The following is a 13,254-nucleotide window of genomic DNA, read 5'->3' as shown; positions in this document are numbered from 1 at the left end:
AGTGACAACATACTTTTGAAAGGGATGGACCATGACTAAGAACTTCCACCGCAGCGCGTTGCAGTTGGGTATTGCTGCGCTTTTCTCATCCGCTTTTATGGCGCAGGCTGCGGATATTCCGCAGGTTAAAGTCACCGTCAATGACAAGCAGTGCGAACCGATGTCCATCACCGTGAACGCCGGTAAAACCCAGTTTATCATTCAGAACCACAGCCAGAAGGCGCTGGAGTGGGAGATCCTCAAAGGGGTGATGGTGGTGGAAGAGCGCGAAAATATCGCGCCGGGCTTCACTCAGAAGATGACCGCCAACCTGCAGCCGGGCGAATATGACATGACCTGCGGCCTGCTGACCAACCCGAAAGGCAAGCTGATCGTGAAAGGCGAAGCCACCAAAGATGCGGCGAAAACCAACGCGTTGCTGAGCCTCAACGACGCTATCACCGCCTATAAAACCTATGTGACGGCGGAAACCGCCGCGCTGGTGCAGGGCACCAAAGCCTTTACCGATGCGGTGAAAGCGGGCGATATCGAAAAAGCGAAATCCCTGTATGCGCCGACGCGCCAGCACTACGAGCGTATTGAGCCGATCGCCGAACTATTTTCCGACCTGGACGGCAGTATTGATGCCCGTGAAGACGATTACGAGCAGAAAGCGGCGGATCCGAAATTCACCGGTTTCCACCGTCTGGAAAAAGCGCTGTTTGGTGATAACAGCACCAAAGGGATGGAGCACTATGCCGACCAGCTGAACAGCGATGTGCTGGAGCTGCAAAAACGCATCGACGAGCTGGCCTTCCCGCCGTCAAAAGTGGTGGGCGGCGCGGCTGGCCTGATTGAGGAAGTGGCGGCGAGCAAAATCAGCGGTGAAGAAGACCGCTACAGCCATACCGATCTGTGGGACTTCCAGGCCAACATCGACGGCGCGCAGAAGATTGTTGACCTGCTGCGTCCACAGCTGCAAAAAGAAAACAGCGCGCTGCTGGCAAAAGTTGACGCCAACTTCAAGAAAGTGGACGGTATCCTCGGCAAATATCGTACCAAAGACGGTTTTGAAACCTACGATAAGCTGACCGATGCGGACCGTAATGCGCTGAAAGGGCCGATCACCACGCTGGCGGAAGATCTGGCGCAGCTGCGTGGGATTCTGGGACTGGACTAAGTACGATGGCAAAGCACTACGCAGACGAGCTGAATGAACCTTCACGTCGTCGTTTATTAAAAGGGATCGGCGCGCTGGGTGGCGCGCTGGCGATTTCCGGCGGCTGCCCGGTAGCGCATGCGGCGAAGGGCAGCGACGCGCCGGTGGCTAATAGCCGCATGGAGACGCAGCCGTTTTACGGCGAGCATCAGGCGGGCGTGCTGACGCCGCAGCAGGCGTCGATGATGCTGGTGGCGTTTGATGTGCTGGCGGCGGATAAGGCCGATCTTGAGCGCCTGTTTCGTCTGCTGACCGACCGTATTGCCTTTCTCACGAAGGGCGGCCCCGCACCGGATACGCCGAACCCGCGACTGCCGCCGATGGATTCTGGCATTCTCGGGGCATTTATTGCCCCGGATAACCTGACCATGACGGTGTCGGTTGGACACTCGCTGTTTGACAGCCGCTTTGGCCTGGCCGATAAGGCGCCGAAGAAGCTGCAAAAAATGGTGCGCTTCCCCAACGATTCGCTGGACGCGGCGCTGTGCCATGGCGATCTGCTGCTGCAGATTTGTGCCAATACTCAGGACACGGTGATCCATGCGCTGCGCGATATTATTAAGCACACGCCGGATCTGCTGAGCGTGCGCTGGAAGCGGGAAGGGTTTATCTCCGACCACGCCGCGCGCAGCAAGGGTAAAGAGACGCCGGTGAACCTGCTGGGCTTTAAAGACGGTACCGCCAACCCGGACAGCCACGATAAGCCGCTGATGGATGAGGTGGTGTGGGTAACCGGCGATCAGGATGAGCCCGCGTGGGCAAAGGGCGGTTCGTACCAGGCGGTGCGCATCATCCAGTTCCACGTTGAGTTCTGGGATCGCACGCCGCTCAAAGAGCAGCAGACGATCTTTGGCCGTGACAAGCACAGCGGCGCGCCGCTGGGGATGCGCAACGAGCACGATGTGCCGGACTACAGCCGCGATCCGCACGGTGAGGTGATAGCGCTGGATAGCCACATTCGTCTCGCTAACCCGCGTACTAAAGAGACGCAGTCGAGCCTGATGATGCGTCGCGGCTATAGCTATTCGCTGGGGGTCACCAACTCGGGTCAACTGGATATGGGGCTGCTGTTTGTCTGCTACCAGCACGATCTCGAGAAAGGGTTCCTGACGGTGCAGAAGCGTTTGAACGGTGAGGCGCTGGAGGAGTATGTAAAGCCGATTGGCGGCGGGTATTTCTTTGTGCTGCCGGGGGTGGCGTCGGAACAGAGCTATCTGGGGAGTACATTGTTGCAGGCCTGAGTGCAGTCCCGGCGGCGCTTCGCTTGGCCGGGCTACATCGTTCGATGCACATTTGTCGCCCGGCCGCACATCGCGACGCCGGGTTTGTGTTTGTAGGCCGGATAAGGCGTTTTCGCCGCCATCCGGCAATGTACGGCACACATTTGTCGCCCTGGCGAGCGCAAGCGCCCCAGGATTCCCCCCAAATGTCAAAATATCGCCAAAAATCAGTCCTTTTTTTCCATTTTCTCCCTGATTGATATAAAACTGTCATATAAGTGTCAGATGCTATCTCTGTCATCTATCGTTGAATTTATGTAAATATCATGTTGCATCTTTGGTTGTTTTAGATGTAATAATAAATAAAGCGGTAGTTTCCGTTTCACTATGGAGATCGCGAATGGTAGCGTCCTTGACTGGACTCAACAGACCAACAGCCCGCACCATCCAGCGCGGAGGCCCCATCTCCGGCAGCGATTTCGTCACCTCAAATTTTCTCCTGTATCAAATTCAACTCGCAGTTCCCGACCTGATGCGCGGTGCGCGTAGCCGTGCGTTGGCGTCATTTCGACAGGCAGTTGCTATGGCTTACAAGGAAGCCAAACCTCAGACGTTCGTGCGCATAATCGCGCTGCCGTTAGCGCGTGTGATGTAAACTAACAACTCAAGGTGCTATCCATGGGAAGACAAAAAGCAGTGATCAAAGCTCGTCGCGAAGCAAAACGTGTGCTGAGACGGGATTCACGCAGTCATAAACAACGTGAAGAAGAATCGGTCACCTCGCTTGTGCAGATGAGTGGTGTGGAAGCGATAGGCATGGCGCGGGATACCCGTGACCACTCGCCGATTGCGGCCCGCAATGACGCTCAGGCCCACTACCTGAATGCTATCGAGAGTAAGCAGCTGATCTTCGCCACCGGCGAAGCGGGCTGCGGCAAGACCTGGATCAGCGCGGCGAAAGCCGCGGAGGCGCTCATCCACAAGGACGTCGAGAAGATTATCGTGACGCGCCCCGTTCTTCAGGCTGATGAAGACCTGGGGTTCCTGCCCGGCGACATCTCGGAGAAATTCGCCCCGTATTTCCGCCCCGTCTACGACGTGCTGGTGAAACGACTGGGTGCCTCCTTTATGCAATATTGCCTGCGCCCGGAAATTGGTAAGGTAGAGATCGCGCCGTTCGCCTATATGCGCGGACGAACATTTGAAAATGCGGTGGTGATTCTGGACGAGGCCCAGAACGTCACGGCGGCACAAATGAAGATGTTTTTAACCCGCCTCGGGGAGAACGTCACGGTTATCGTGAACGGGGATATCACCCAGTGTGACCTGCCGCGCGGCGTTCAGTCTGGCCTTAGCGATGCGCTGGAGCGTTTTGAAGAAGATGAGATGATCGGGATCGTTCGATTCACCAAAGAGGATTGCGTACGTTCGGCGCTGTGCCAGCGTACGCTGAAAGCCTACTACTAACCGTTGTCACGTCTGCAAAGCCCGGGAAACCGGGCTTTGTTGTTTATGGCTGTTGCAAATGCGACAGCCGCGGCGCAAGCCAGTTGCATTTCACACCGCAGATGGCACCCACACTCTCTAATTCATTGAAATATATGACCATCGATGCTGGCACAAAGCTTGCTATCAATAGATATAACTTAACAGCGTAAAGACACGATAATTCATTCCAGAAAAGGATATGTACAAATATCAAGCGGATAATTGTGTTGGCACGCGCGGATAATATCGAAGAGATGATGCTATGCCAGTAACCCAGGATACCCCAGATTATATTCAACACCCCCCTCATGCTTATCGCATCACCAGCGATGAGGAAGCCATCAGTATTGCCCATGAAATTGCCGCGTATTTGCAGCCCGGCGCCGCGGAACGCGACCTCAGCGGCGTTGTGCCGTCAGAGGTAGTGGACACCTTTTCCAACAGTGGGCTGTGGGGCATCACCATTCCGCGTGAATATGGCGGCGCGGAGGTGTCGGCTGCCACGCTGGCGGCGGTCATTGCGATTATCTCCGCGGCGGATCCGGCGCTGGGACAAATCCCGCAAAACCATTACTGCCTGCTGGAAGATATTCGCCTGCAGGGCAGTGATGAACAGCGACGCTTTTTCTTTGAACTGGCGCTCAGCGGCCACCGTTTTGCCAACGCGCTGTCGGAAACCGGCGGCAAGACGGTGCAGGATATCCAGACCCGATTGACCCGCACGGCAGAAGGGCTGCGTATCAACGGACGTAAAGGTTATTGCACCGGTTCTCTGTATGCGCACTGGCTGGGCGTGCTGGCGTTAGACGAAGAGGGGCGAGCGCAGCTGGCGTTTGTGCCGCGCCGCACGCCGGGGCTGACGGTGGTTAACGACTGGGCATGTCTGGGGCAACGCACAACCTCGAGCGGCACGGTGCTGGTCGACAATCTGCCGGTTGAGCCGTTCAATCTGGTGGCGAGCTGGAAATCGTACGACACACCGACTCTTGCCGGGCCGTTTGCGCAGCTAACCACGGCGGCGATTGACGCCGGAATCGCCCGTGCGGCGCTGAACGACACCGTCAGTTTTGTGAATCAATATGCTCGTCCGTGGATTGATGCCGGCGTGGAACGCGCGGGCGACGATCCGTTGACCATTTACCAGATTGGCGTGCTCGACAGCCGCATTGCCGCTGCGGAAGCGCTGTTGGAGCAGGCCGGAAAGGTACTGGACCGTTATAAGCATCATTTGAGCGAAGAGACGGTGGCGCTGGCTTCGCTCGCCGTGGCGCGCGCCAAAATCTTTACCACCGAAGCCGCGCTGGAGGCCGCTTCACGGCTGTTTGAGCTGGGGGGAACGCGTTCAACCCATCCACGCTACAACTTCGATCGCCACTGGCGTAATGGCCGCGTGCACACGCTGCACGATCCTGTGCGCTGGAAATACCACCTGCTTGGCAACTGGGTTCTCAACGGCAAGGCTCCGGCGCGTCACGACTGGAACTAGGAGAGATCATGCTCGCTTTTCTCGCTGAGATTGACTGGGGGGACGTGACCGAAGCCGGAGTCGATACGTTAACCATGCTGGGCTGGGCGCTCGGTTTTACCATCCTGATCGGTTTGCCGCTGGGCATTCTGCTGTATCTGACCGGACAGCCGCGCCTGCTGTATGCACCATTGCTGCATCGCGTGCTGTCGTTGCTGGTGAACGTGATGCGTTCTCTACCGTTCATTATTTTGCTGATTGTGATGATTCCCTTCACCACGCTGATTACCGGAACGTCGCTGGGCGTTCAGGGCACGATACCGCCGCTGGTGGCGGGCTGCGCGCCGTTCTTTGCACGTCTGGTCGAGACATCGCTACGCGAGGTCGATCACGGGCTGGTGGAAGCCAACTGGGCGATGGGCGGCAATACCTGGCAGCTTATTTGGTACACGCTGCTGCCGGAATCACGCTCGGGTCTGATTGCCGCCGTGACCGTCACGGCGATTGTGCTGGTGGATTACACCTCCATGGCGGGGGTGATTGGCGGCGGCGGGCTGGGTGATCTCGCCATTCGCTTTGGCTACCAGCGTTTTCAGACGGACGTCATGGCGGTCACGGTCGTCCTGCTGATTGCGCTGGTGCAGATATTACAAATGAGCGGCGACCGCCTGGTGCGCCGCATGAGTCGAAAATAACCATACCGACAGGGTGAGATGATGAAAAAGACGATGATTGCCGGGTTGCTGGCGCTGTTTTCCCTTTCTGCCGCCGCAAACGAAACGCTGGTGGTGGGCGCGACGCCGGTGCCGCATGCCGAAATTCTGGAGTTTGTGAAGCCGACGCTAGCAAAGGAGGGCGTTGATTTGCAGGTGAAGGTCTTTAACGACTTTATCCAGCCGAATCAGCAACTGGCGGAAAAAAATCTGGATGCCAACTACTACCAGTATCGCCCGTTCCTTGATGATTACAACAAGAGCCGCCACACCAATCTGGTTCCGGTGGTCGGCGTGCATATCGAGCCGTTTGGTGCTTATTCGACGAAATACAAAAGTCTTAGCGAGTTGCCGGAGGGGGCGACCATTGCCATTCCTAACGATCCGGTCAATACCGGGCGGGCGTTGGTGCTGCTGAGCGAGGCGGGGCTGATTACGTTGAAACATCCGGAGGATCCGCAATCAACACAGAAGGATATCACCGCCAACCCGCACCACTTCAAGATTCGCCCGCTGGAAGGTGCCATGCTGGCCCGGGCGGTGAGTCAGGTGGATCTGGCGTTTATTTTCGCCAATTACGCGCTGGAGGCCGGTATTGATACTGATAAAGCGCTGATCGTCGAGAAAGGCAAAAGCCTGTATATCGAATACCTCGTCGCGCGCCCGGATAACATTAACGACCCCGGTATCCAGAAACTGGCCAAAGCGCTCAACTCCGATGCGGTTCGCCAGTTCATTCTGACGAAGTATCAGGGAAAGATCGCCCCCGGTTTCTAGGAGAGTGGCTATGACGCAACATCCGCATATTCGCCTGCAGGGCATCAGCAAAACCTACGCTAACGGCGTGCAGGCGCTGGACGATATCAGTCTGGATATCCACGCCGGAGAAGTGTTCGGCATTATCGGGCGCAGCGGCGCGGGGAAATCAACGCTGTTGCGCTTGTTTAACCGTCTGGAAAGCGCCGATCGCGGAGAGATCGCGATTCATGGCGTGCCCATTCGCGGGGATGGGCGAGGGCAGCTACGGGATCTGCGCCGTCGTGTGGCGATGATCTTTCAACATTTCAATCTGATGTCGACGAAGACAGTGGCGGAGAATGTCGAGCTGCCGCTGAGAATGGCCGGGATTCCTGCCGCTGAACGTCGCCGGAGAGTGGACGATATTTTACGATTAGTGGGATTGGAAGCCTTGCGTGACAGCTGGCCCGCGCGGTTGTCAGGCGGGCAAAAGCAGCGTACCGGCATTGCCCGTGCGCTGGTTACCCAGCCGGAGATCCTGCTGTGCGACGAGGCGACTTCGGCGCTTGACCCGGAGAACACTCTGGCGGTGTTGAGTTTACTTAAAGAGATTAACCAGCGCCTGGGGCTGACCATTATCCTCATTACCCATGAAATGGATGTGATTCGCACGTTATGCGATCGGGTTGCGGTGATTGAAAAGGGAAGCATTATTGAACAAGGCGAGGTGTGGCGCGTCTTTGGCGATCCGCAGCATGAGGTTACTCGCGGGATGCTGCGAACGTTGCATCATGGGCGGGAAGAAAATCGTGAATTAGTAACCACCGGCCAGCAGCTGGTGACGCTGCATTTTAATGGCGTTCATGGACGGGAACCTGATTTACAGCAGATTGTAAGCGTTTTTGGCGGTAGCACACAGCTGATCTACAGCAACTGCGAAGCGATACAGGGACGGATTGTCGGGCAGTTACGAATACGCGTTGAGACGCCGCTAACGGCGGAATCTCTCCGTCTGGCGGCACAGGTTGCCGATAGAGTCGCTGTGATATAGCCTGTTCGGGGGCATTCCTTCGGCAGGCGTGCAATATGCGAAAAAAAAGCCCGTACTTGCGTACGAGCTCTTTCTCGAATATGGCGGTGAGGGGGGGATTGACTCGCTTCGCTCGCCCCTGCGGGGCAGCCCACTCACTGCGTTCGCGGTCTGTCCAACTGGCTGCGCCAGTTGTCGAACCCCGGTCGGGGGTTCTCATCCCCCCGCAGGCGTGCAATATGCGAAAAAAAAAAGCCCGTACTTTCGTACGAGCTCTTTCTCGAATATGGCGGTGAGGGGGGGATTCGAACCCCCGATACGTTGCCGTATACACACTTTCCAGGCGTGCTCCTTCAGCCACTCGGACACCTCACCATATTGTTTTGCTGCTCACCGTAGGTGGTCAACGGGGCGCTACTATAGGGAGTTGACCTAAAACGGTCAAGCATAATTTATGCATTCTATTCCGTTCGGTTAAGCATTGAGCACTCCCCCGCAAAAAACGACGGGGGAGTGGCGATTAGCGCTGGGAATCAAGCTGTTCGCTATTCTTCACCACATCCTGCGCTTTCGCGTAGCTCTCAATCAGCAACTGATACGCCGGGAAGACTTTGGTGTAAATCTCGGCCCATTCGGCGGCGTCCGGACGGTTCCAGGTGCGCTGGAGCTCGGAAGCGACGGCTGCGGTATCCATCGGTACGACACCGGCCTGCACCACGCGGGCGAGGGTGATTTCCTGCGCCATTTTGCTGTAGGTGCCAGAGGCATCGATCACCGCGAACACCTTATAGCCGTCCGCGACGGCGGCAATGGCCGGGAATGCCATGCAGACGCTGGTAATCGTCCCTGCGATAATCAACGTTTTACGCCCGGTCGCCTTCACCGCGGCGACAAACTCTGGGTTATCCCAGGCGTTGATTTCGCCTTTACGCGCGATGTACTGCGCGTGCGGCGCATTTTCATGGATTTCCGGGATCAAAGGGCCGTTTGGCCCTTGTGGCACGGAAGCGGTGGTGATCACCGGGAGTCCAGCCAGCGTGGCCATCTTCGCCAGCGCCGCGGCGCGTGCGCGCAGCTCGGGCATTGGCATATCGCCAACCGTCTGGAACAGACCGCTCTGATGATCAATTAACAGCATAGCGGTATCATTCACATCAATAACCGGACGTGCACCGTTGAAATTTGCGGGAGTAGACATTCCTTTCACCTCTGTTGTTTCAAATTTGACCAAAGCGGCCGGAGTTAAAATCGCGTACAGCTTCAGCGATTTCGGTTTGACTGTTCATTACGAAAGGGCCGTAGCCAACAATCGGTTCATTAATCGGTTCGCCAGCCAGTACCAGCACTTTTGCATCGCTGCTGGCATGCAGATTCACACGCTCTCCCTGGTGGCTGAGCACCACCAGCTGCGCTTCCTGTACGGTGCTTTCACCGTTGACCGTGACGCTACCTTCCAGCACCACCAGCGCGGTGCTCCAGCCATCGGGCTGTGTAAAGACGATCTCTTTATCCTGCCTGAGCTGCATATCCCAGACGTTCAGCGGCGAGAACGTGCTGGCCGGGCCTTCGGCGTCGAGATAACGCCCGGCGATGACTCGTAGCGAGCCGCTGTCATCCGGCAGCGCTACCGTCGGAATCGACGCGGCTTCAATGCTCTGATAGCCCGGTGCGGTCATTTTGTCTTTTGCTGGCAGGTTGACCCACAGTTGGATCATCTTCAGCTCGCCGCCGCGATTGGCAAAAGCCGCCGAGTGGAATTCCTGATGCAAAATTCCCGCACCTGCGGTCATCCACTGCACGTCGCCGGGACCAATCACCCCACCTTTACCGGTGGAGTCACGGTGTTCCACTTCACCGGCGTAGACAATCGTGACCGTCTCGAAACCGCGGTGCGGATGTTCGCCGACGCCGCGCTTTGCGCCATCTGCCGGGAAACTGTGCGGCCCGGCGTAGTCAAGCAGCAAAAATGGACTCAGGCTCTCGCCGTGCGACTGATACGAAAAGAGCGAACGAACCGGGAAGCCATCTCCCACCCAGTGCGGACGTGGCGCGGTATAAACACCTGTAATCTTTTTCATCTGTTTCTCCAGGGGAGCGATCGTTGATGTGGATTAGCTTATATTCAGGATTAAATTCCCGGTAGATGGCAAAATTGACCTACACTGTTGCAAAAATAGAACAATGGAGTGGCTATGCAGGATCTCAATGATTTCGCGTGGTTTGTCCGCGTGGTCGATCACGGTGGTTTCGCGGCGGCGGGTAGGGCGCTGGATATCCCCAAATCAAAACTGAGCCGTCGTATTGCCCAGCTCGAAGAGCAGCTTGGCGTACGTTTGATTCACCGGACGACCCGGCAGTTTACGGTGACCGAAGTCGGCCAGACTTTTTATCAACATTGTAAAGCGATGTTGATTGAGGCGGAGGCGGCGCAGGAGGCGATTGCGGTGCTCCAGGCTGAACCGCGAGGGAGCGTCAGGTTGACCTGCCCGGTCACTCTGCTGCATGTCCACGTGGGGCCGATGCTGGCACGCTTTATGATGCGCTACCCCGGTATACAGATTCAGCTTGAAGCCACCAATCGGCGGGTTGATTTGGTGGCGGAAGGGGTCGATGTGGCGATTCGCGTTAGGCCGAGGCCCTTTGACGATAGCGATCTGGTGATGCGCGTGCTCGCCGATCGCGGGCACTGCCTGGTGGCCAGCCCATCGCTGGTGGCGACCTTGGGTAAACCTCATTCGCCGGATGAACTCAGCCGTTGGCCGGGGCTAAGTATGGCGGCCGGCAAGCATGTTCATAAGTGGTCACTCGGTGGGCCGGAAGGGGCCAAAGCGGAGGTCCATTTCACGCCGCGCCTGATTACTGGCGATATGCTGGCGCTGCGCGAAGCCGCCGTTGCGGGGGTTGGCGTGGTGCAACTGCCGATCCTGATGGCGCGAGAGCAGTTGGCAACGGGGACGCTGGTTCGCGTGCTGGACGACTGGGAACCGAAACGCGAGGTGATTCACGCGGTGTTTCCTTCACGTAGAGGGCTGCTGCCCGCCGTACGGGCGCTGGTGGATTTTCTCAGTGAAGAGTATGCGCAGATGATTGAGGAATGATGCCCGTATGCCGCTTCTCCTGCTGGGTATTCTTCCGTGAGGGTCGGTAACCGTGCTTCGGCATCATACGTGGTGAAAAATCAGGGAATAACCTTGCTCGCGCCAGTGCTGTAATAGCTCCTGTTGCCGACGGGTAGGCGTGATGCCTGTCCAGACAATCAGCTGTTGTCCCGGAAAGAGTTCCGGGCGAGGAGATTCCTGGGGTTCGGCGAGCACGGCAATATGCCAGCCTTGCTGAGACAGACGCCAGGCTTCCAGCCACAGGCGCGTGCGGTCTTCGGTATCCCAGCCGATCAGCAGCGCATCTTTGCCTGCTTTTTTCCGCGCTTCGGCAAGGCAGGAAGAGACAAACTCGATCAGTACACCGTCAAGCAGGCTACACATGATGCGCGCGGTGTTTTGATCGAGACTGATGCGCTGGCGTACGGGGATAAAAACGTGGTCTATCAGGTCGCCAGAGGCGTGTTCACGGCTCAGTGCGCGGATTTTAGCCCGCAGTTTGGCGGGATGCGCAAAACGAAGCGCCGCCATCATTTCTTCTTGCAGCGTCAACCAGTCGTCGTGGGCCGTGACCTTACTTTGTTCCAGCAGGGCTTTCACTTTGCCCACCGGTACGCCGTTTTTAATCCAGCGCTTTATCTCTTCGATACGCTGGATGTCCTCTTCGTCAAACTGGCGATGCCCGCCTTCACTTCTTTGGGGTTTCAATAACCCATAACGACGTTGCCAGGCACGTAGGGTGACGGGGTTGATACCACATCGTTCGGCAACATCGCCTATGCTGTAAAAGCCCATTCAGCCCTCATCTCTATACTTATACGTTTTGTGAAATAATTACGTATTGGTACCGTTTGTACAATTTATAATTTATTGTACAGCTGCTTTTTAATCAAGCGAAGCGAGAAAGTCCGCAATTTGACGGGGAGGGAGATGATACAGGTTATCTCTCTGATATAAAGAAAAAAAATGCAGCGCTAATCCTGCCGTCAGGGTGCGGCAGGAGAAAACATACGGTTACAATTCGGTCTTTTTCTCTGGCCAGGCCACGGCGGGGATACCCTGGAAACAGGGGGAGGCAAACAAATGGCCCTGGAATTCAGTGATGCCCGCCGATTCCAGCCACATCCACTCTTCTGCTTTTTCCACACCCACTGCGGATACCGCGATTTCAAGCGATGTACAGCATTTGATAATCGCATGGATAATGGCCTGACGTGGCCCACTTTTGTGTACGTCCTGAATAAGGTCGCGGTTGATCTTGATACGATCGGGCTGGAATTGCGCGAGCAGCTGCAGGCCGGCAAACCCAGCGCCAAAGTGATCGATGGCGACACTGATTCCTGCTCCTTTCAACGATCGTACCGCCCGGCTGAAGGCATCGAACTGAGAAATGGCCTCGCTTTCCGTAAACTCGACGATGATCTGCTCAGGGACGAGGTTATTCTCGGCGATCGACTGGAGCAAAATATCGACCGCATTTGGCACGTTGACCAGGGTCATTGGCAAGATATTGACTGACAGCGTGCAATCGCCAGGATCCAGCGCAGCGGCCAGTGCAAAAGCCGTCTTCTTGCTGGATAAATCCGCCAGATAGATTTCATCGCCGCTCAGGTGCGCAAAATAGGCTTTTGGTGAATCACCTGAGGGCGTGCGTAACAAAGCTTCAATCGAGATAATCTCACGGGCGAGAGGGTCGATAATAGGCTGAAAGGCAAAGCTGCAGCCCGCCCCGGCGTTCAACGGCAAAGTGGAAAGGCAGCGCGGTTGTTCGGTCGCGATAAAATCCCAGCTGTCGGCAGAAGGTATTTCGAAGTAATTCTCTTTTTCGATGGCTTCTACAAAAGTCCGGAAAAACTGCAACGCCCGATCGCGATAGGTGAGCTGATATCGCGAGGTTCCCCTATCCAGAATAACTTGTAATACCTCGTCCCTGCCGTGCTCTCGTAGATCGAAAAGCTCCATTCCCGTCATTCCAAAGCGCCTTGAAGGGCTGTAATCGCAGAGGAGTTCGACCACGTTATAGTGGCGATGGTCAGCACAAATCGCCTGATAAATCGCTTTTACGTTCTCTTCTGGGCCTTCAAGTAGCTGAAAAAAATGGGTGCCGTTGAACAACAGGATACCTGTCACATCTGCACGATTATTCTTGATATTGGCGTCGGCGACCATACTTTCGAGCGCTTTTACCGGGACATCATCGCGAAGATGACTGCGGTAGATAATGGTTGTGAGCATGATTTTCCGGCGTTAAGGAGGGATGAGTTCTAACACTACCAGATTACGGTGTGCTTAACACATTAAATT

13 protein-coding genes and 1 tRNA gene are annotated in these 13,254 nt (G+C 56.2%); 9 read left to right on the top strand and 5 right to left on the bottom strand.

The features are described 5' to 3' along the window. The first annotated feature begins 31 nt into the window (after positions 1–31). From efeO to ABTW00_RS14485, 8 genes are all read left to right on the top strand, one after another. The gene (gene efeO / locus ABTW00_RS14520) at positions 32–1,159 is read left to right on the top strand and encodes an iron uptake system protein EfeO (RefSeq protein WP_433636143.1); all 1,128 of its coding nucleotides are present in this window, start codon (positions 32–34) and stop codon (positions 1,157–1,159) included. A gap of 5 nt (positions 1,160–1,164) precedes the next feature. Then, on the top strand, positions 1,165–2,439 hold the full coding sequence (gene efeB, locus ABTW00_RS14515) for an iron uptake transporter deferrochelatase/peroxidase subunit (RefSeq protein ID WP_433636141.1): 1,275 nt from the start codon (positions 1,165–1,167) through the stop codon (positions 2,437–2,439). Positions 2,440–2,818: 379 nt separating this feature from the next. Then, positions 2,819–3,073 carry a hypothetical protein gene (locus ABTW00_RS14510; RefSeq protein ID WP_433636140.1) on the top strand — a complete coding sequence of 85 codons (255 nt, stop codon included), beginning with the start codon at positions 2,819–2,821 and terminating at the stop codon, positions 3,071–3,073. A gap of 23 nt (positions 3,074–3,096) precedes the next feature. After that, positions 3,097–3,885: a phosphate starvation-inducible protein PhoH gene (gene phoH / locus ABTW00_RS14505; protein WP_064548999.1), complete on the top strand. Its 789-nt coding sequence runs from the start codon at positions 3,097–3,099 to the stop codon at positions 3,883–3,885. 283 nt (positions 3,886–4,168) lie between these two features. Next, entirely contained in the window at positions 4,169–5,392 is a 1,224-nt protein-coding gene (locus tag ABTW00_RS14500) for an SfnB family sulfur acquisition oxidoreductase (protein ID WP_433636139.1), read from the top strand. Positions 5,393–5,400: 8 nt separating this feature from the next. After that, positions 5,401–6,066 (top strand): methionine ABC transporter permease, encoded by a 666-nt coding sequence (locus tag ABTW00_RS14495; RefSeq protein ID WP_271447860.1) that lies wholly within the window; start codon positions 5,401–5,403, stop codon positions 6,064–6,066. A gap of 21 nt (positions 6,067–6,087) precedes the next feature. After that, positions 6,088–6,861, top strand: coding sequence for a MetQ/NlpA family ABC transporter substrate-binding protein (locus ABTW00_RS14490; RefSeq protein WP_064549000.1), 774 nt, complete (start codon positions 6,088–6,090; stop codon positions 6,859–6,861). A gap of 10 nt (positions 6,862–6,871) precedes the next feature. After that, entirely contained in the window at positions 6,872–7,873 is a 1,002-nt protein-coding gene (locus ABTW00_RS14485; protein ID WP_065356266.1) for a methionine ABC transporter ATP-binding protein, read from the top strand. 266 nt (positions 7,874–8,139) lie between these two features. Here ABTW00_RS14485 and ABTW00_RS14480 read toward each other — a convergent pair. The 3 genes from ABTW00_RS14480 to ABTW00_RS14470 form a co-directional block, all read right to left on the bottom strand. Continuing rightward, positions 8,140–8,227, bottom strand: a tRNA-Ser gene (locus ABTW00_RS14480). Positions 8,228–8,372: 145 nt separating this feature from the next. Next, positions 8,373–9,050: an isochorismatase family protein gene (locus tag ABTW00_RS14475; RefSeq protein ID WP_065358454.1), complete on the bottom strand. Its 678-nt coding sequence runs from the start codon at positions 9,048–9,050 to the stop codon at positions 8,373–8,375. Positions 9,051–9,069: 19 nt separating this feature from the next. Next, a complete protein-coding gene (locus ABTW00_RS14470; RefSeq protein WP_065358455.1) occupies positions 9,070–9,930 on the bottom strand; it encodes a pirin family protein in 861 nt (286 codons plus the stop codon). A 108-nt stretch (positions 9,931–10,038) separates the two neighbouring features. Here ABTW00_RS14470 and ABTW00_RS14465 point away from each other — a divergent pair, with 108 nt between their 5' ends. Beyond that, complete coding sequence (locus tag ABTW00_RS14465) at positions 10,039–10,950, top strand: LysR family transcriptional regulator (protein ID WP_433636136.1); 912 nt, start codon at positions 10,039–10,041, stop codon at positions 10,948–10,950. A gap of 63 nt (positions 10,951–11,013) precedes the next feature. On the opposite strand, the gene ABTW00_RS14460 is transcribed toward ABTW00_RS14465, so the two are convergent. Both ABTW00_RS14460 and ABTW00_RS14455 read right to left on the bottom strand, forming a co-directional pair. Beyond that, positions 11,014–11,745, bottom strand: a complete 732-nt coding sequence (locus tag ABTW00_RS14460) for a MerR family transcriptional regulator (protein ID WP_065358457.1) — start codon at positions 11,743–11,745, stop codon at positions 11,014–11,016. Between the two features lie 219 nt (positions 11,746–11,964). Then, a complete protein-coding gene (locus tag ABTW00_RS14455; RefSeq protein WP_433636134.1) occupies positions 11,965–13,185 on the bottom strand; it encodes a diguanylate phosphodiesterase in 1,221 nt (406 codons plus the stop codon). Positions 13,186–13,254 lie beyond the last annotated feature (69 nt).

It is taken from the genome of Kluyvera georgiana, assembly GCF_050990895.1.
Classification (GTDB): domain Bacteria; phylum Pseudomonadota; class Gammaproteobacteria; order Enterobacterales; family Enterobacteriaceae; genus Kluyvera; species Kluyvera georgiana.
Note: the sequence above shows the minus strand (reverse complement) of the source record. Positions and strands in the feature narration are given on the sequence as shown.

Excerpts from the sequence above, each read along its gene's own strand:
- efeO (WP_433636143.1), top strand. The coding sequence starts at position 32 with ATGACTAAGAACTTCCACCGCAGCGCGTTGCAGTTGGGTATTGCTGCG.
- efeB (WP_433636141.1), top strand. The coding sequence starts at position 1,165 with ATGGCAAAGCACTACGCAGACGAGCTGAATGAACCTTCACGTCGTCGT.
- ABTW00_RS14510 (WP_433636140.1), top strand. The coding sequence starts at position 2,819 with ATGGTAGCGTCCTTGACTGGACTCAACAGACCAACAGCCCGCACCATC.
- phoH (WP_064548999.1), top strand. The coding sequence starts at position 3,097 with ATGGGAAGACAAAAAGCAGTGATCAAAGCTCGTCGCGAAGCAAAACGT.
- ABTW00_RS14500 (WP_433636139.1), top strand. The coding sequence starts at position 4,169 with ATGCCAGTAACCCAGGATACCCCAGATTATATTCAACACCCCCCTCAT.
- ABTW00_RS14495 (WP_271447860.1), top strand. The coding sequence starts at position 5,401 with ATGCTCGCTTTTCTCGCTGAGATTGACTGGGGGGACGTGACCGAAGCC.
- ABTW00_RS14490 (WP_064549000.1), top strand. The coding sequence starts at position 6,088 with ATGAAAAAGACGATGATTGCCGGGTTGCTGGCGCTGTTTTCCCTTTCT.
- ABTW00_RS14485 (WP_065356266.1), top strand. The coding sequence starts at position 6,872 with ATGACGCAACATCCGCATATTCGCCTGCAGGGCATCAGCAAAACCTAC.
- ABTW00_RS14475 (WP_065358454.1), bottom strand. The coding sequence starts at position 9,050 with ATGTCTACTCCCGCAAATTTCAACGGTGCACGTCCGGTTATTGATGTG.
- ABTW00_RS14470 (WP_065358455.1), bottom strand. The coding sequence starts at position 9,930 with ATGAAAAAGATTACAGGTGTTTATACCGCGCCACGTCCGCACTGGGTG.
- ABTW00_RS14460 (WP_065358457.1), bottom strand. The coding sequence starts at position 11,745 with ATGGGCTTTTACAGCATAGGCGATGTTGCCGAACGATGTGGTATCAAC.
- ABTW00_RS14455 (WP_433636134.1), bottom strand. The coding sequence starts at position 13,185 with ATGCTCACAACCATTATCTACCGCAGTCATCTTCGCGATGATGTCCCG.